This is a genomic window from Pontibacter pudoricolor (genome assembly GCF_010092985.1).
GTDB classification, from domain to species: Bacteria; Bacteroidota; Bacteroidia; order Cytophagales; family Hymenobacteraceae; genus Pontibacter; species Pontibacter pudoricolor.
In genome coordinates this window covers 1,395,111-1,410,291 of the sequence record NZ_CP048106.1, presented here as the reverse complement: position 1 = coordinate 1,410,291, position 15,181 = coordinate 1,395,111, and the positions used below count along the sequence as shown (strand labels likewise).

Here is a 15,181-nt window from a genome sequence, read left to right as displayed (position 1 = left end):
AAGAAGCAGATAAATTAAGTAGTCATCACGAATCATAAAAACAGCATTATCATATTATCTATCAATTTTTAGCCAAATTAAAATGAAAAAACTTTTACTGTTCTTTTTCTTCAGCTGCTTGCTCATTGATGTAGTAGCTGGTCCAACGCTGACGCAGAGTAGTTGGCGATGGAGAAATGACAATGGTTCAGAAACCAGTGCCACCTGGAAGGGAAATGAAAACCAGGAGGTGACTGTAAATGCTGCGGATGGGAACATCCGTTTGCGCATGAAGGTGTCATCAACCGCCAATCCAGATAATTATAATTTTGGGAATTCAATTGATAACCGCCTCAGTTATTCGACGAGCGCGAGTGGCCCTTTTAGTATAATATCCTCTACTTCTACGAACGGCGAGCATTTTGTGCTGGATGCGAGCACTGGTGTGCAAAGCGGTACGGGTACAACGCAGCAACTTTCCGTAGACTTCGGAGTGCCCTATGTGCCTGGTAAGGTGATTGACAGCACTACGCCAGAAGGTTATTTGGAGTTTAATGACGAGACGAATGTTAGGGAATTTGAATGGGTATTAAAACCTACGGCAGCAGCTGTAGATGGTAAATATTATTTTAAACTTGATGATCCTTCAATAAGTACACCAAACACTTTACCTTCTATTACTTATTCTACTACTCCCGAGTCCAAACCAATTGCGGGTTATCGCAATGCCCTACAGTTTGACGGTGTAAACGATTACGTTGAAATTCCTTCACAAGCTTCAAATCAATTCGACTCTGAAACAGAATTTACTGTTTCGTTATGGTTTAAAGCCAATAGCATGGCTACAGCAGGTCTCTTCAACAGACCTGCTGGCGGCGGCGATATGCAATACTGGCTTACAGCAGGTGACGGAAAATTTACTTACGGTATAGATAAACTAGGCTGGGGCTGGACCTGGATTGGTACTGAAGATGCCTATAAAGTAGGGGAATGGGTACAGGTTACTACTGTAAGGCGCAATGTTAGCGGCCAGCGCAAAATGGAAATTTATGCGAATGGTGTGCTTGTTGGGTCCGGAACGGTAAACTATACATCTTCTGCATCCAGCGCGCCTATTCGTATTGGTACCTATATGAACGCAGATGGCGGTTTTGCTAACGGCCAGATCGATAACGTATCGCTCTGGAAAAAAGCTTTAACTGTTGAAGAAATTAAAACTTTGGGGGCCACTACCCTGAATGGTAACGAAGCCGGCCTGGCAGGTTATTGGCGTTTTGATGAAACTACAGGTACTATTGCTTACGATGCAACTGCTAACGCTAATCATGGTACTCTCAATAACATGGACCTGGCAGCAGCTCGCCTAGCATCAACTGCAGGTGATATTAGTACAAATGAAGATGTTGCTTACACAGGTAAACTGGCAGGTAGCGACGAAAGCGGAAATGCGCTTATTTATGCTATAGTTACAGCACCAACTAAAGGCACGCTTACGCTAACTGATGCTGCTACCGGTGCTTTTACTTATACGCCCGCAACTAACATAAATGGCACCGATGTATTCACATATAATGTAAATAACGGCTCTTCAGACTCAGAGACAGCGACAGTTAATGTAACTATAGTTGCTGTAAATGATGCGCCGGTTGCTGCAGCCAAACCGTTAACTGCAGATGCAGATGCAAATTGCCAGGCAGTAATTGCAGCGTCCGCATTTAATAATAACTCTTCGGATATAGATGGAGATGCTCTAACATTTACAGCTTCGCCAGCGGGACCTTATACCGTAGGTGTTACTAATGTAACCTTAACTGTTACAGACGGTAAAGGCGGAAGCAGCACTGCAGCTACAACAATTACTATAGCTGATAAGATCAACCCAACTATAACGGCTCCTGTAGCCGTAACAGTTAACACCGATGCCGGTAAAAATACAGCTTCAGAGGTAGCGTTAGGAACTGCTGTAACAGCTGATAATTGTTCAGTGGCCAGTACAACCAATGATGCGCCTGTTACTTTCCCGGTTGGCAATACCACTGTCACCTGGACGGTGACTGATGCGGCAGGCAATTCAGCCACCGCTACGCAGCTGGTAACGGTAACAGATAATGAGAAGCCTGTGCCAACTATAGCTACACTGCCAACCATAACAGGACAGTGCTCAGCAACCGTAACTGCCCCGACCGCTACCGATAATGTGTCTGGTACGGTTACCGGTACCACTATAGATCCTTTAGAATACACTGAGCAGGGTACTTATACCATTACCTGGACTTACACTGATGGAGCGGGCAATACTGCAACACAGACCCAACAGGTAATTGTAAAGGATGAAACCGCCCCAGTATTCGCAGCAGTATCTCCGATCACGAAAGATACTGATCTGGATAAATGTGGCGCATTAGTTACTTATACTATACCGGCTGCTACTGATAATTGTATCAGTGCCGGAGCAATTGATAAGCAAACTTTCAGCTATACTGGAAGTGTACAGACTTTTATAGTTCCGGTAACCGGGAAATATATTCTGGAAACATGGGGTTCACAAGGTGGTAATGACACTCAAATCCCTAATTCTCAGTTTGGGGGAAGGGGCGGTTATTCTAAAGGTGAAGTCACTTTAACAGCTGGTACTACTCTTTATATATATGTAGGTGGTCAGGGTACAGGAAATGCCTCAACATCATATTGGGGTTCAACTGGTGGCGGAGGTGCTACTGATATTAGGTTAGTAGGTGGTGCCTGGAACGATAACGCAGGGTTATATTCCAGAATTATTGTTGCCGGCGGCGGAGGTGGAAGACACGGCGGAAATTATGAAGACTCATCAACCGGTAATGTAGGCAATGATGGCGGAGGTGTTAATGCTCCATCTTTTACTACACAAGGTGTTAACATAATCGGAGCTTCTCAAACAGCCGGAGGTGCTTCTAATTACAGTGTAGCAATACCCGGCTCTTTTGGCTTTGGAAATCATAACAACTATAGTAATACCAGTTCAGTTGGTGGCTGGAATGGCGGTGGTAGAGGTAGTGATGGCTTTGCTAACGGTGGTGCCGGTGGTGGCTGGTACGGAGGCGTAAGCACCTGGCCGACATCTTCTGGTGGTTCTGGGTATGTGTTAACAGCAGACTCTTACAAGCCTGCAGGTTACACTCCAACTTCTGAATACTACATGAATGAAGCTGAGCTTATAGCCGGTAACGCTACTATGCCAAACCATGAAGGGGGTGAAATGGTAGGCCGCACAGGCAATGGTATCGCTGTAATATCCTGGGAAAACAAGACGGTAACTGTTACCCAGACAGCAGGTCTTGCCTCTGGCGCCTTGTTCCCGGTAGGTACAACTACCAACACATTTGTAGCAACTGATGCTGTAGGCAACACATCTACAACCAGCTTTGATGTAACCGTTACCGATACGCAGAAACCAACTGTAATAACCCAGAACATCACAGTTAACCTTGATGCTACGGGTGCTGCAACTATAACTGCTGCACAGATCAATAACGGTTCTACTGACAACTGCTCTATACCTGCAGAAGGTTATAGTTTAGATAAAACAGGCTTCACCTGCGATAATGTTGGTCCAAACACGGTAACGTTAACGGTAACTGATGTAAATGGAAACACTTCTTCAGCAACTGCTATAGTTACAGTGAAAGATGTAACCGCACCAATAGCCATAGCGAAGGCTATAACGGTTCAGCTTGATGCGAATGGTGCAGCAACTATAACACCAGCAATGGTTGATAATGGTTCTTCGGATATTTGTGGATCAGTTACCTTATCACTTTCTAAAACTACGTTCGATTGCAGCAACTTAGGAACCAACACAGTTACTTTAACCGCAACTGACGAAGCAGGGAATGTGGCTACAACTACAGCAATTATAACTGTAGAAGATAAGGTTGCACCAGTGGCTATCGCTCAGGATATTACTGTGCAATTAGATGCTACTGGTAACGCAACTATAACTGCAGCCCAGGTTAATAACGGTTCTTCTGATGCATGTGGAGATATTACGTTAACTATATCTAAAACAGCTTTTGATTGCAGCAACGTAGGCGAGAACTCGGTAACACTTACAGTAACCGATAAGAGCGGAAACACGCACACCACTACAGCTATAGTTACTGTAGAAGACAAAGTTGCTCCGGTTGTTATCACGCAGAACATAACAGTTCAGTTGGATGCTGCTGGAAACGCAACTATAACGGCAGACGAAGTTAACAACGGAAGCGCTGATGCCTGCGGAATCAAATCCATGAGCCTGAGTAAAACGACTTTCGATTGTTCAACTATAGGTGCCAATACTGTAACCCTGACCGTAACCGATAACAACGGCAACGTGGCTACCAAAACGGCTATAGTTACAGTAGAAGATAAGATTGCCCCGATAGCCCTTACCAAAAACATTACCATTAAACTGGATGCAGCTGGCAAGGCAACTATAGTAGCAGCAGATGTAGATAACGGCTCATCAGATGTTTGCGGGTCTGTAAAATTAACTATAGACAAAGCAGCTTTTGATTGCTCGAACATCGGCGAGAATGAAGTTATGCTGACTGTAACAGATGCTTATGACAACGTAGCCACTGAAAAAGCAACTGTAACTGTTGTGGATGATCTGGTTCCGGTAGTACTTACCCAAAACATCACGGTTTCGCTTGATGCTACAGGTAATGCTACTATAACAACAGTTCAGATCGATAACGGCTCTAGCGACAACTGCGGGATTGCCTCTTACAAACTCGATAAAGCGGAGTTTGGCTGCGCTCACCTGGGAGAGAACACGGTAACCTTAACGGTAACGGATGTGAACGGCAACGTTGCTAAAAAAGGGGCTATAGTAACTATAGTTGATGAGATCGCGCCAACGGCCCTTGCCAGAAACATTACCGTTGAACTGGATGCAAACGGTTCGGTAACCCTTACGGCAGCGCAGGTGAACGATAACTCAACTGACAATTGTGGTGTTGCAACGCTGACGCTTGATAAGGATACATTTGGGTGCAGCAACCTGGGTGAGAACACGGTTAACTTAACTGTAACCGACAAAGCCGGTAACACAGCCATAGCTGCCGCTACAGTTACCATCGTGGATCACATCGCCCCAACGATAACGGCCCCGGCAGACGTGGTAGTAGACGTGGATGCCGGCAAAACGACTGCTTCCAACGTAGACCTGGGAACGCCGGTTACGGCTGATAACTGCGATGCTGCAGCTATAGATGTAACCAACGATGCGCCAACGCACTACCCGGCAGGCACAACCACAGTGACCTGGACGGCAACCGATGCATCTGGCAACAAAACGACGGCGACCCAGACAGTCACCGTTCGCCAGGACATCGCTTCGGTGGCCACACTTGCTACCATCACCGTGCCGATCAGGACAGCCTTTGCCAGTGTGCCGCTTCCGGCCACTGTAGCGGTCACTTACACCAACGGAGAGCAGGAAGCGATCGGGGTCACGTGGGCAGCGGGCACTTACAATGGCCTGGTGGCCGGCACCTACGTGCTAAGCGGTCAGCTTATTGCTGCACCAAACACGACCAACCAAAGCAGCAAAACAGCGACCATCACCGTTGTTGTGGAGCCAAACAAAGTGCCGACGGCACTGGCCTTCAGTGCGACTACCTTTGCCCCAAATGTGCAGGCAGACGATGTGATCGGCACCCTTACGACCACCGACCCGGATGATACCCAGTTTGTATATACCCTGGTAGCCGGCAGCGGCGATAGCGACAACAGCCTGTTTGAGATCTCGGGCGATAAGGTATACCTGAAGTCAAACAACGGCCTGTCCGGTAAAACTACTTTCAGCTTCCGGGTGCGCAGCACAGACCCTTACCAGAACACGATTGAAAAAGCGTTTACCCTGACCAAAGGAAACTATGGCGTGGCGGTTGATAAACTCAAGATCGTGAATGCCTTCTCGCCCAACGGTGACGGCATCAACGACAGCTGGAGCATCCCTGAGCTGCGCTTCTACAACCAGGTGGAAGTGGAAGTGTTTGACCGCTCGGGCGTACGCCTGTTCCATACCACGGATCCGGAAATGGCCTGGGACGGACGCAGCGCAAACGGGCAGGTCCTGCAGGGGGCTTTCTTCTACATCGTGCAGGTACGGGACATCAACCTGGTGAAAAAAGGTGTTGTGACCATTCTTAAAAAGTAATCAAAATGAAAAAGATATATTTAACCATCGCCCTGGTGGCTTCTGTGCTGGGGGCAAGTGCCCAGAACAGAAAGCATGTGGCCAACTTCTCGCTGTTTCAGCACTACTTTAACCCGGCCCTGACCGGCTACGAAGGCTCCATGCTCAAGACCTATTACCGCAACCAGTGGACGGGCTTTGAAGACGCGCCCAAAACCATTTTTGCCTCCGCCGAGCTGGACCTGGCCGACCTGGCATCGTGGAAGAAGGATGGTCTGCTGCAAACAAGTGAAACGGACACCTATAACCGCCAGCTGGGCGCCAGGCACGCATTCGGCCTGGCTGTTCTAAACGACCGTTTTGGCCCCTTCACCGAAACGCAGCTGCACCTGAGCTACGGCACGCGCGTGCGCTTGTCAGAGAAGCTGAGTCTGCGCTGGGGGGCTGCCGCCACCTACAGCTCCCAGCAGCTGGATGCCAGCAAGCTGACGATGGACCAGGAAGGCGACCCGGAGTTCGAGGGCTTTAAGGGGGAGAGTGGCAAGGTAGGCAAACTGGACCTGAACATGGGCCTGGTGCTGACAGCTGAGAATTTCTACCTGGGCTACGCGATGCAGGACATCCTGAAAGGTAAAATGACTACCGGGGACGATTACCTGGCCAACAGCTTTCCCCGGCAGCACGTGGTGCAGGCCGGCTACCGTGCCGCCCTCTCAGAGCAGGTCGGCCTGGTGGTGAATGGCCTGTACCGCTACGATGCAAAGCTGGAAGAGACCATGGAAGGCCAGGTGAAGGCAGTATACCAGAACATGCTGTGGCTGGGAGCGGGTTACCGCCGGGACCTGGCCTACTCGCTGCAGGGGGGCGTAAGGCTGAAGCAGTTGCGCCTGGGGTATGTGTACGAAGTGCCCACGGCGGATGCCCGGTACCTGGATAAAGCCACCAACGAGCTCATGCTCATCTATAACCTGCTGGCGGTGAAGTATCCGAAGTATGGCAAAAAAGTAACGATGTGGTAAGCGGAAGAAAAAAGACAATGAAGAAGATAATTTATACGGTCGCCTTTTTACTGGCAGGCGCTACTGCCGTCCGGGCACAGGTGGAGCTAAAGCAAACCAAAGCCGAGCTGGCCGATTTTATATTACTGGAAAACGGGCTGCTGGTCTATACCCTCAAAGAAGCACAGGGGCAGTTTATCTACTCCGAGCAGCGGGGCAGAAGTGAAACCTCTAAAAAGGAGCTGGCGCTGAACACCGGGGTGCTGAATGCGGTGATCGGAGGCGGTAAGGGCGAACTCTATGTGTACCACAAGAATGGCCGCAACCAGGAGATGCTTGCGTTCTATACTTTAAAGGACGGAAGCTTTGAAAGAACAGGGGAGCGTAAACTGCCCAAACTAAAGAACCATTCCCGTAACCTGGGCCTGTTCCTCTCACAAGACAAGAACACGCTGCTGGTAGCGGCAGACCTGGGCCGTTCGCAGGGCTACGAAGACCTGTATGTGAGCAAGTGGGAAAACAACCGCTGGAGCAAGCCCGGCAGCCTGGGCAAAGCGGTGAATACCCGCCAGGCAGAGTTTGCCCCGTATATGGCCAACGACACGCTTTACTTTTCCCGAAAGGAAGAAGCGGTAGCCTATAACTATAGTTCTCCATTGGATCTGGCTGCCGGCAGGGCGGGTGCTGCCACTAAGCTGGCTCCGGTCATCAATGTGGCCGGCAGCTATAATGCCTACTACAAAAAAGCGGCAGAGCGCCAGATGTGGATTTCTGCTTCCAGGGAGCAGGACTACTTTTACACGGCCTACCTGCTGGAAAAGCCTGCCCCGGCTATCGAAGAAGGGGAAGCGGACCTGGTGCCTGTTGCAGAGGAAGTAACCACTACGCCGGCCGTGAAAACAAGAGCCGCTGCTCCGGGCCTGAAGTTATTTTATGCCTTTAACAGCATCTACCTGAACCTGGAAGAAGTGTCGGCCCTGGCCAGGTTCTTAAACCAGCAGCCACCAGGCACTGCCTTCGTGGTCAAAGGCTACTCGGATGGCTATGGCACGGCCCAGGCAAAGGAGTATGTGAGCCATCACCGGGCCCTGCAGGTGAAGCACCACATCGAGAAGTATTTCCCTAAAAAGCAGTTTGTCATCACCCTGGAGCACGAAGTGCGCGACCAGAAAGGCAAAGACAACCGAAAAACAGAACTCTACCTCATGCAATAACCGGTACGAAAGGAAAAGTGAAGTAACAACATGCTTCTCAGAGGAATAATCATAAAAAAGCCGCTTCTATAAAAAAGAGAAGCGGCTTTTTTACGTTAGTCGGCCAATGAAGGAAAGGAGCTTGACGAACTATATCTCTCAACAAAGAGCTTTCGGATGCACTATTACATTTGCCAAGCTTGGGAGATGTTACGGAAACCGAAAAACGTCCAACTTGTGATGTCAAAGAAAATCAGTTCTTTTAAAAGCCGAATGGTACTTACAGATGCGCCCGGGTAAGGTAAATCCTTTATGCTAAAAAGTGTGTTCCAGCACGAAATATAAATTACCTGTAAGTTCTTGTTTTATAGTATTCTGGTATAAAATAGTCCGCTCCGAAAGATAGCTGTTTTACAGCTCCTGCAACTTCTATTGGCTGGTTAAAGTATGATTCCGTGTATTGGAAGCTCATGGCCTGGCCGAAAGGAAATGGACGGCCACCAACCTGAATAAAATCCTTGTGCATTTCAGCCACCTGGTGACAGAAACGTAGGAACGATAGCTCCGGTACAAGCATAAACACCATCGTCTGACAAATGACAGGGTTGAACCCGAACTGAAAAACTGCAGGTACCATCTGCTGAAAATTTTCTGTGTAAGGGTGTATGTATAAGATCTTTATCAAACGAAAGACAGGTGTTGCTATCTACTATAGCCCGAACTAATGAAAGAAACCATTATACAGTCCACACATACTAAAGTAAAGCTGATAAGTACCTTATTTTTCAGCCTGCTTTTTTGCGGAGCTCCTGCCGCACATGCACAGGTGGAGGCATCTTCAGGCAGCAGCCAGGTTGCAGTGAGTGACAGCATCACTGTGGCAATTGCTCCGGAATACGACGATGTAAGCAAATCGCACCGCAAGTGGTTTGGTGAAAATTACCGTAAGCTGTGGGCAACACCCGTGAAAATGCGGGTGTTTCACCTGGAGCAGGAACACGGCGGCATGAAAATTCTGAAAAAGGGAGGAGGACAGCAGACCAAGTCGCTACGCCTGCAGGACCCTCACGGAAACGAATGGGTCCTGCGTACTATACAGAAAGATCCGGAGTTGGCCCTTCCGGAAAACCTGCGGGAAACGGTAGCTAAAACCATTGTGCAGGACCAGATTTCTGCCTCTCATCCATTTGGAGCCCTGGTAGTGCCGCCACTGGCCGAAGCCCTGGATATACCGCATGCCAACCCTGAGATCGTATTCCTGCCAGACGACCCGGCACTGGGTGAATTTCGGAAGGACTTTGCCAACCAGGTATACCTGTTCGAAGAACGAGAGCCCCTGGAAGCAGAGGATACTGACGACACGGAGAAAGTGCTGGAGAAGCTTGAAGAAGACAATGATAACCGCATTGACCAAAAGCTTTTGCTGCGGGCACGTTTGCTGGACATTATTGTCGGCGACTGGGACCGTCACGAAGACCAATGGCGCTGGGTGGAAACAGAAGACGAGATCGGTGATTTATACTTGCCCATTCCCCGCGACCGCGACCAGATCTTCTTCACCAACGGGGGAATCATTCCGAAGATAGGTTCGCGGAAGTGGATCATGCCCAAATTCCAGGGGTTCGACGCTGAAATCCGAGATGTGAACGGGTTCAATTTTAATGCCCGCTACTTCGATCGCATGTTCCTGGCTGGTTTGAGAGAGCAGGACTGGAAAGAGCAGATAGCTTATGTACAACAGACACTCACCGACGAACTGATTGAGGAAGCTGTGCGCCGCATGCCTGCAACTATCTATGCAAAAACAGGGAAGGAAATTGCTGCAAAAATGAAAGCCCGCCGCAATAGCCTGCCAAAGAATGCACTGAACTACTTTGAGTTCTTATCCAGAGATGTGGACATTCCGGCATCGAATAAAGGGGAACATTTTGATGTAAAGTACGACAATGGCGGCATAGTTGCCGTAAACGTTTACGACATCAAAAAAGACGGCAGCCAGGGGCGACTGCTGTACCAGCGAACGTTCACTCCAGGCATTACCAAAGAGATCCGCCTGTATGGGCGTGGCGGGAAAGACGTGTTTTCAGTAGCAGGGGGAAGCAAATCGCCCATCAAGGTACGGGTAATTGGCGGGGGCGGAGCTGATACGTTTACAGTGCAGGAGGATTTTCGGAACCGTAGCAAGCTCTACATTTACGACCGTTCGGATGAAGAGAATCACTTTCCGAAGCCTGGTCTGGCCCGCCTTCGCACGGCAGCAGACACCATCGTAAACAACTATAATCCACGGTCCTTCAAGTATAACATCCTGATGCCACAGGTAACTGCCGGTTACAACCTGGATGATGGCGTGTTTCTCGGGGCTGGCTTTATGTACACCCGTCACGGGTTCCGGAAAGAGCCGTTTGCGTCGCGCCACAGAGTTATGCTGGGGCATGCGCTGGCGACCAATGCCACGTTCTTCCAATACGCAGGTTATTTCACCGATGTATTTGGAAAGACCAGCCTGAGCATTGATGTGGATGGGCGGGCACCGAACAACACCAGCAATTTTTTCGGGTTAGGCAACGAAACAGAATTTATCGAAGTAGGTGACAAGCCTATACGCTTCTACCGTACACGGTACGACTTCATTACCTCGCAGGTAAAGCTGCATCGTAACCTGGGAGAGCACTTTAAGGTGAACATGGGCCTTGCTGCGCAGAATTACAACAACGACGTGGATGACAATACAGGCAGGTTCATCAGTATTTACCATGAGCAGAACCCCGGAGAAGATGTTTTCGCCAGGCAGTTTTCGGCTGGCCTGGTGGCAGGCTTCGAGCTGGACACCCGTAATGATGCCCTGATCCCAACCCAGGGAGTGTATTGGAATACCAGCCTTACCGGCATGCAGGAGCTGAGAGGGGATGAGTCGCGTTACGGGCAGGCTTTATCGGAACTCAGCTTTTACCTTAACCTGACGGGCAGCAGTAAATTTGTGATCGCAAACCGTATTGGCGGCGGAACTACCATCGGAACCCCGAACTTTTACCAGCTACTTTACCTGGGCGGGCACAACAACCTGCGCGGCTTCCGCAAATTCCGTTTTGCCGGCGAAAGCATGCTCTACCACAACCTGGAATTACGTCTGAAGCTGTTTGATTTCTCTTCTTACCTGTTCCCCGGTTCAGTAGGCCTGATCGGCTTTAACGACGTAGGTCGGGTTTGGGCAGAGGGCGAAAACTCGGATAAGTGGCACGACGGTTTCGGAGGAGGCTTTTACCTTATTCCTGCCAAGCTGATCCTGCTACAGGGAGTGGTGGGTGTGTCGGAAGAGGATGTTTTACCGTATGTATCGGTCGGTTTCCGGTTCTGATCTGGTGTAAGATGGCAAAGCATGTCTGTACCCATTTAAGATAAAATCGATGCCATAGTCCGAAATTTCCTGTTTTTGATTCCGTATGTACCGATCTCCATGGCAGGCTAAAATGCATGTGTTGATTGTAGCTAAAATATTTCAGGCAATTTAGCCGGAGCCCAACTATAGGCAGTACCAAAGTCAGAGCGTATTATCGTGTCCCTTTCTTTTTCAAAATTAGCTCATAGGCTAACAAAAGTGCCGTTGAGTCTGGCAAACTATACCGTTGGGGTGAGTGAAGGCGGTTTAATTTCCTGTTTCAGCCTTAAATTTTTAACCTGTGGCTTACGAGAGCGTTGTGTTTTCAACTCAACTGGGCTTAATGCAAAATAAAAACAGCCGCTTTACCTGTTACGGGCAAAGCGGCTGTTCTGCGTTTATAGATGGGTTAGCTTAATTGCCCGGCCACGCGTTCCAAGGAATACGGCTCAGGATAAGTAACAGGCCAATGCCATAAAAAATAGCGATGCTCCTGAAGCCATTGTTGCCGGCACCGATCTGGCGCTTGGCACGTGAGTAACCCACTGTGATCAGGATAACGGCAATGATCATGGTAAGCGGGTGCTCCAGTATGTAAAGTCTGGAAACAGAGTCTCCCATGGCCTCGCCCGAAAAGTTCTGCATACCCAGCGGAGATACAAAGTATAGGATTATACCGATTACCCATTGCAGATGCACCGGTATCAGGCCCAACAGACCTAGTTTTCTGTCTTTATCGGTAAATGTTTTGTTACCCAGCCACCCGGCCAGCGCTGCCACAAAACTGATAAGCAGACCCAGCAGAACCAGGTAGCTCATGTAAGAATGTAGATGTTGAAGTCCTGTATACATGTGTTTAGTTTAGTTAATGACTGCTGTAAATATAGGCAATAAATAGATAGGCTGGAATCTATATAACGATAGAATTAGTATCGCCGGGTGGCTATTTATGGTACATTTAATCAGGTGTTTTCCGCTAAAGGTAGATGCATTAAGTTTCTGTAAACCATGATTTGCCTCGTTCAGGAAGCCTTCCGTAAGTAAGCTCTCCTTTATCGCCCTGTACTTTTAACTATAGTTTACTTAAGTAGCAACCTGCATTTATTCGCCTGTCATGCGTTGCAGAAACTCGCGTACCTCTTTGGTGTCGTAGTCGGCCATACCTTCCTGTTTGGCGACAATTTTACCTTCCGGCGAAATGATAAAGGTAGTAGGGATAGCATTTGAGTAAAACTCCTGCGGAAACTGGCTGGCTGGCATATACACCGGGAAAGTATAGCCCTTTTTACCAATGAATTTCTTTACCTTCTCCATACCTGCCTCATCCACGGAAAGCATCACAAAAGCGATTTTATCAGATCCTACTTTGTCGTATAGTCTCTGAATGTTAGGCATTTCGGCAATGCAAGGCGGGCACCAGGTAGCCCATATGTTCAGGAATACTACTTTGCCCTTCAGGCTTGCAAAATCTACCTGCTTGCCCTGCAGGTCCACCATTTTAAAACCTGCGCCAGCCATTTCTGTATTCGCTACTGCCGCCGCATCTACTACGGCTTTAGCATCTGGGTTTTGCAGGGTTTCCGGCACATCTGCATTTTTGATGCCGGTGGCCAGGAGCAAACGTTGCACCTGCCCGATAGCTTCGGTGTGCAGGCCGGTTAAATATAAGATACCAAATATGCCAAGCATTACCGCCCAGCCGGGTATCTGCTTCAGTGAAAACTTATTATTCATGTTAGTGATCTTCCGGATAAAATGGATTCTTTTCAAATTTAACTAAAGATCTGTTCCTCTGCCGCTGATTTATCGGTGTTGTACCTATTTTCCGTAATTACAAAATAGCTGTGTGTATTGTTTTATCTGCCGATGATCGTGCAAACGCTAACTATAGCGGTGCAAAACGTGCAGCCACGTTAGGCTAGCCAGTAATTAATAACTTTCCTGCCAGGGCTGTGCCATTTAATGCTTCACTTTGCCTCTTTTGCCCTCACTAGCGGGTCGGGAATGTGAGTTGCTAGCGGACTCTGGTCGTAGTGGTTTTGGGTTAAATAATATAGCTGTTCCGGGCTTTAAGGTCTGAAACAGCAGTTCAATAACTTGTGAAGTGGGGGGACGCCAAAGGTCGCTCACACTCGCGGGATGCAAGCGAAGGCAAAGTGTATTTCCTGCAGCATGAAATAGCCTGGCTATTAAAACAACTCTGTCTCATCAAGATTGTAAACTATAATCAGTGAGGTAAATGCTAACCAGGTACCGTATAATTATTTCGGCAATTATTTGAAACTTTGCTGTGTGATAGGAGTTAAATTGTAGACTACCCAGGTCTATTAAATTTCCTTTTCGCGGGTGGATTAACAGCCTGGTTGCCTTTTTATATTTTTTCAGTTTTGGAAGGTATGTGGGATGAAAGAAAGGTTTTGGTAACCGGAAGTGCCGGCTTTATCGGGCATCACCTGGTAGCGGCACTCCTGAAAACAGGCTGCACTATAGTTGGGCTGGACGTACTTAACAGCTTTTATGATCCTGAATTAAAGTTTGCCAGGCTGGAGGTACAGGGATTTGAAAAGGCACAGATCTGCTACAATAAACTTGTCTGCAACTATAAAAACCCTCATTTAAACTTTATTCAACTCGATCTGACGGATGCAGAAGGGCTGCAGCAATTATTTGCTACCTACAGATTTGATATCGTAATTAACCTGGCAGCACAGGCCGGCGTGCGGTATAGTATAGAAAATCCGCAGACGTATATTAACAGCAACATCGTTGGCTTTATGAACCTGCTGGAGTGTTGCAGGAAATTTACAACCGGGCATTTACTTTTCGCGTCCTCCAGTTCTGTTTACGGTCACAGCACAGAAATACCTTTTAAAACAGATCAGTGTACGGATTACCCTGTTTCGTTGTATGCCGCCACAAAAAAAGCGAATGAAATTTTAGCCTATAGTTACGCCCACCTATATAACATACCAACTACCGGCCTCAGGTTCTTTACTGTGTACGGGCCATGGGGAAGACCCGATATGGCTTATTATTGTTTTGCAAAGGCCATTATGGAAGGCCTGCCCATACGTGTTTTTAATAACGGGGAAATGCAGCGCGACTTTACTTATGTAGAAGACGTGGCAAAATGCATTGTAAAATTACTGCAACATCCGCCTGCATCCGCCCAAACTATAGTTCCATTCAAGCTTTATAACATCGGCAACAATAATCCCGAGCATTTACTGGAACTGATAGCCACCCTGGAACGCCTGCTCGGGAAAAAAGCTACGCTGCAGCTGGAGCCCATGCAGCCCGGAGACGTGTATACTACCTATGCTGATGTACAGGAACTGGAAGAGAAGATCAACTATAAACCCGAGACTTCTCTTGTGGCCGGACTGGACCGTTTTGTGCAATGGTTCAAACTATACCACCATTCGTCAAAAGTAGGAGCTATGGAGATGTGATTTTTTTTACTCAGGTT

Annotated in this window: 8 protein-coding genes; 5 read left to right on the top strand and 3 right to left on the bottom strand. The window is 48.2% G+C overall.

Going from position 1 to position 15,181, the window contains the following annotated elements:
* Positions 1 to 82 precede the first annotated feature (82 nt).
* The 3 genes from GSQ66_RS06090 to GSQ66_RS06080 are packed head-to-tail and all read left to right on the top strand — an operon-like array spanning position 83 to position 8,354.
* Positions 83 to 6,163 (top strand): glycine-rich protein, encoded by a 6,081-nt coding sequence (locus tag GSQ66_RS06090; RefSeq protein ID WP_162426644.1) that lies wholly within the window; start codon positions 83 to 85, stop codon positions 6,161 to 6,163.
* A 5-nt stretch (positions 6,164 to 6,168) separates the two neighbouring features.
* A complete protein-coding gene (locus GSQ66_RS06085) occupies positions 6,169 to 7,161 on the top strand; it encodes a PorP/SprF family type IX secretion system membrane protein (protein WP_162426643.1) in 993 nt (330 codons plus the stop codon).
* 17 nt (positions 7,162 to 7,178) lie between these two features.
* Positions 7,179 to 8,354, top strand: a complete 1,176-nt coding sequence (locus GSQ66_RS06080) for an OmpA family protein (RefSeq protein WP_162426642.1) — start codon at positions 7,179 to 7,181, stop codon at positions 8,352 to 8,354.
* A 325-nt stretch (positions 8,355 to 8,679) separates the two neighbouring features.
* Here GSQ66_RS06080 and GSQ66_RS06075 read toward each other — a convergent pair whose 3' ends face one another.
* Positions 8,680 to 9,018, bottom strand: a complete 339-nt coding sequence (locus GSQ66_RS06075) for a hypothetical protein (RefSeq protein ID WP_162426641.1) — start codon at positions 9,016 to 9,018, stop codon at positions 8,680 to 8,682.
* Between the two features lie 39 nt (positions 9,019 to 9,057).
* On the opposite strand from GSQ66_RS06075, the gene GSQ66_RS06070 reads away from it, so the two are divergent.
* Complete coding sequence (locus tag GSQ66_RS06070) at positions 9,058 to 11,691, top strand: BamA/TamA family outer membrane protein (protein ID WP_162426640.1); 2,634 nt, start codon at positions 9,058 to 9,060, stop codon at positions 11,689 to 11,691.
* Between the two features lie 435 nt (positions 11,692 to 12,126).
* Here the strand turns inward: GSQ66_RS06070 and GSQ66_RS06065 are convergent, their stop codons facing one another.
* Both GSQ66_RS06065 and GSQ66_RS06060 read right to left on the bottom strand, forming a co-directional pair.
* Complete coding sequence (locus GSQ66_RS06065; RefSeq protein ID WP_238395837.1) at positions 12,127 to 12,531, bottom strand: hypothetical protein; 405 nt, start codon at positions 12,529 to 12,531, stop codon at positions 12,127 to 12,129.
* 282 nt (positions 12,532 to 12,813) lie between these two features.
* Positions 12,814 to 13,482: a TlpA family protein disulfide reductase gene (locus tag GSQ66_RS06060; RefSeq protein WP_238395836.1), complete on the bottom strand. Its 669-nt coding sequence runs from the start codon at positions 13,480 to 13,482 to the stop codon at positions 12,814 to 12,816.
* Between the two features lie 626 nt (positions 13,483 to 14,108).
* Here GSQ66_RS06060 and GSQ66_RS06055 point away from each other — a divergent pair.
* Complete coding sequence (locus GSQ66_RS06055; protein ID WP_162426638.1) at positions 14,109 to 15,164, top strand: NAD-dependent epimerase/dehydratase family protein; 1,056 nt, start codon at positions 14,109 to 14,111, stop codon at positions 15,162 to 15,164.
* The last annotated feature ends 17 nt before the right edge of the window (positions 15,165 to 15,181 follow it).

Coding starts and splice junctions, on each gene's coding strand:
- GSQ66_RS06070 (WP_162426640.1), top strand. CDS start 9,058: ATGAAAGAAACCATTATACAGTCCACACATACTAAAGTAAAGCTGATA.
- GSQ66_RS06085 (WP_162426643.1), top strand. CDS start 6,169: ATGAAAAAGATATATTTAACCATCGCCCTGGTGGCTTCTGTGCTGGGG.
- GSQ66_RS06065 (WP_238395837.1), bottom strand. CDS start 12,531: ATGAGCTACCTGGTTCTGCTGGGTCTGCTTATCAGTTTTGTGGCAGCG.
- GSQ66_RS06055 (WP_162426638.1), top strand. CDS start 14,109: ATGTGGGATGAAAGAAAGGTTTTGGTAACCGGAAGTGCCGGCTTTATC.
- GSQ66_RS06080 (WP_162426642.1), top strand. CDS start 7,179: ATGAAGAAGATAATTTATACGGTCGCCTTTTTACTGGCAGGCGCTACT.
- GSQ66_RS06090 (WP_162426644.1), top strand. CDS start 83: ATGAAAAAACTTTTACTGTTCTTTTTCTTCAGCTGCTTGCTCATTGAT.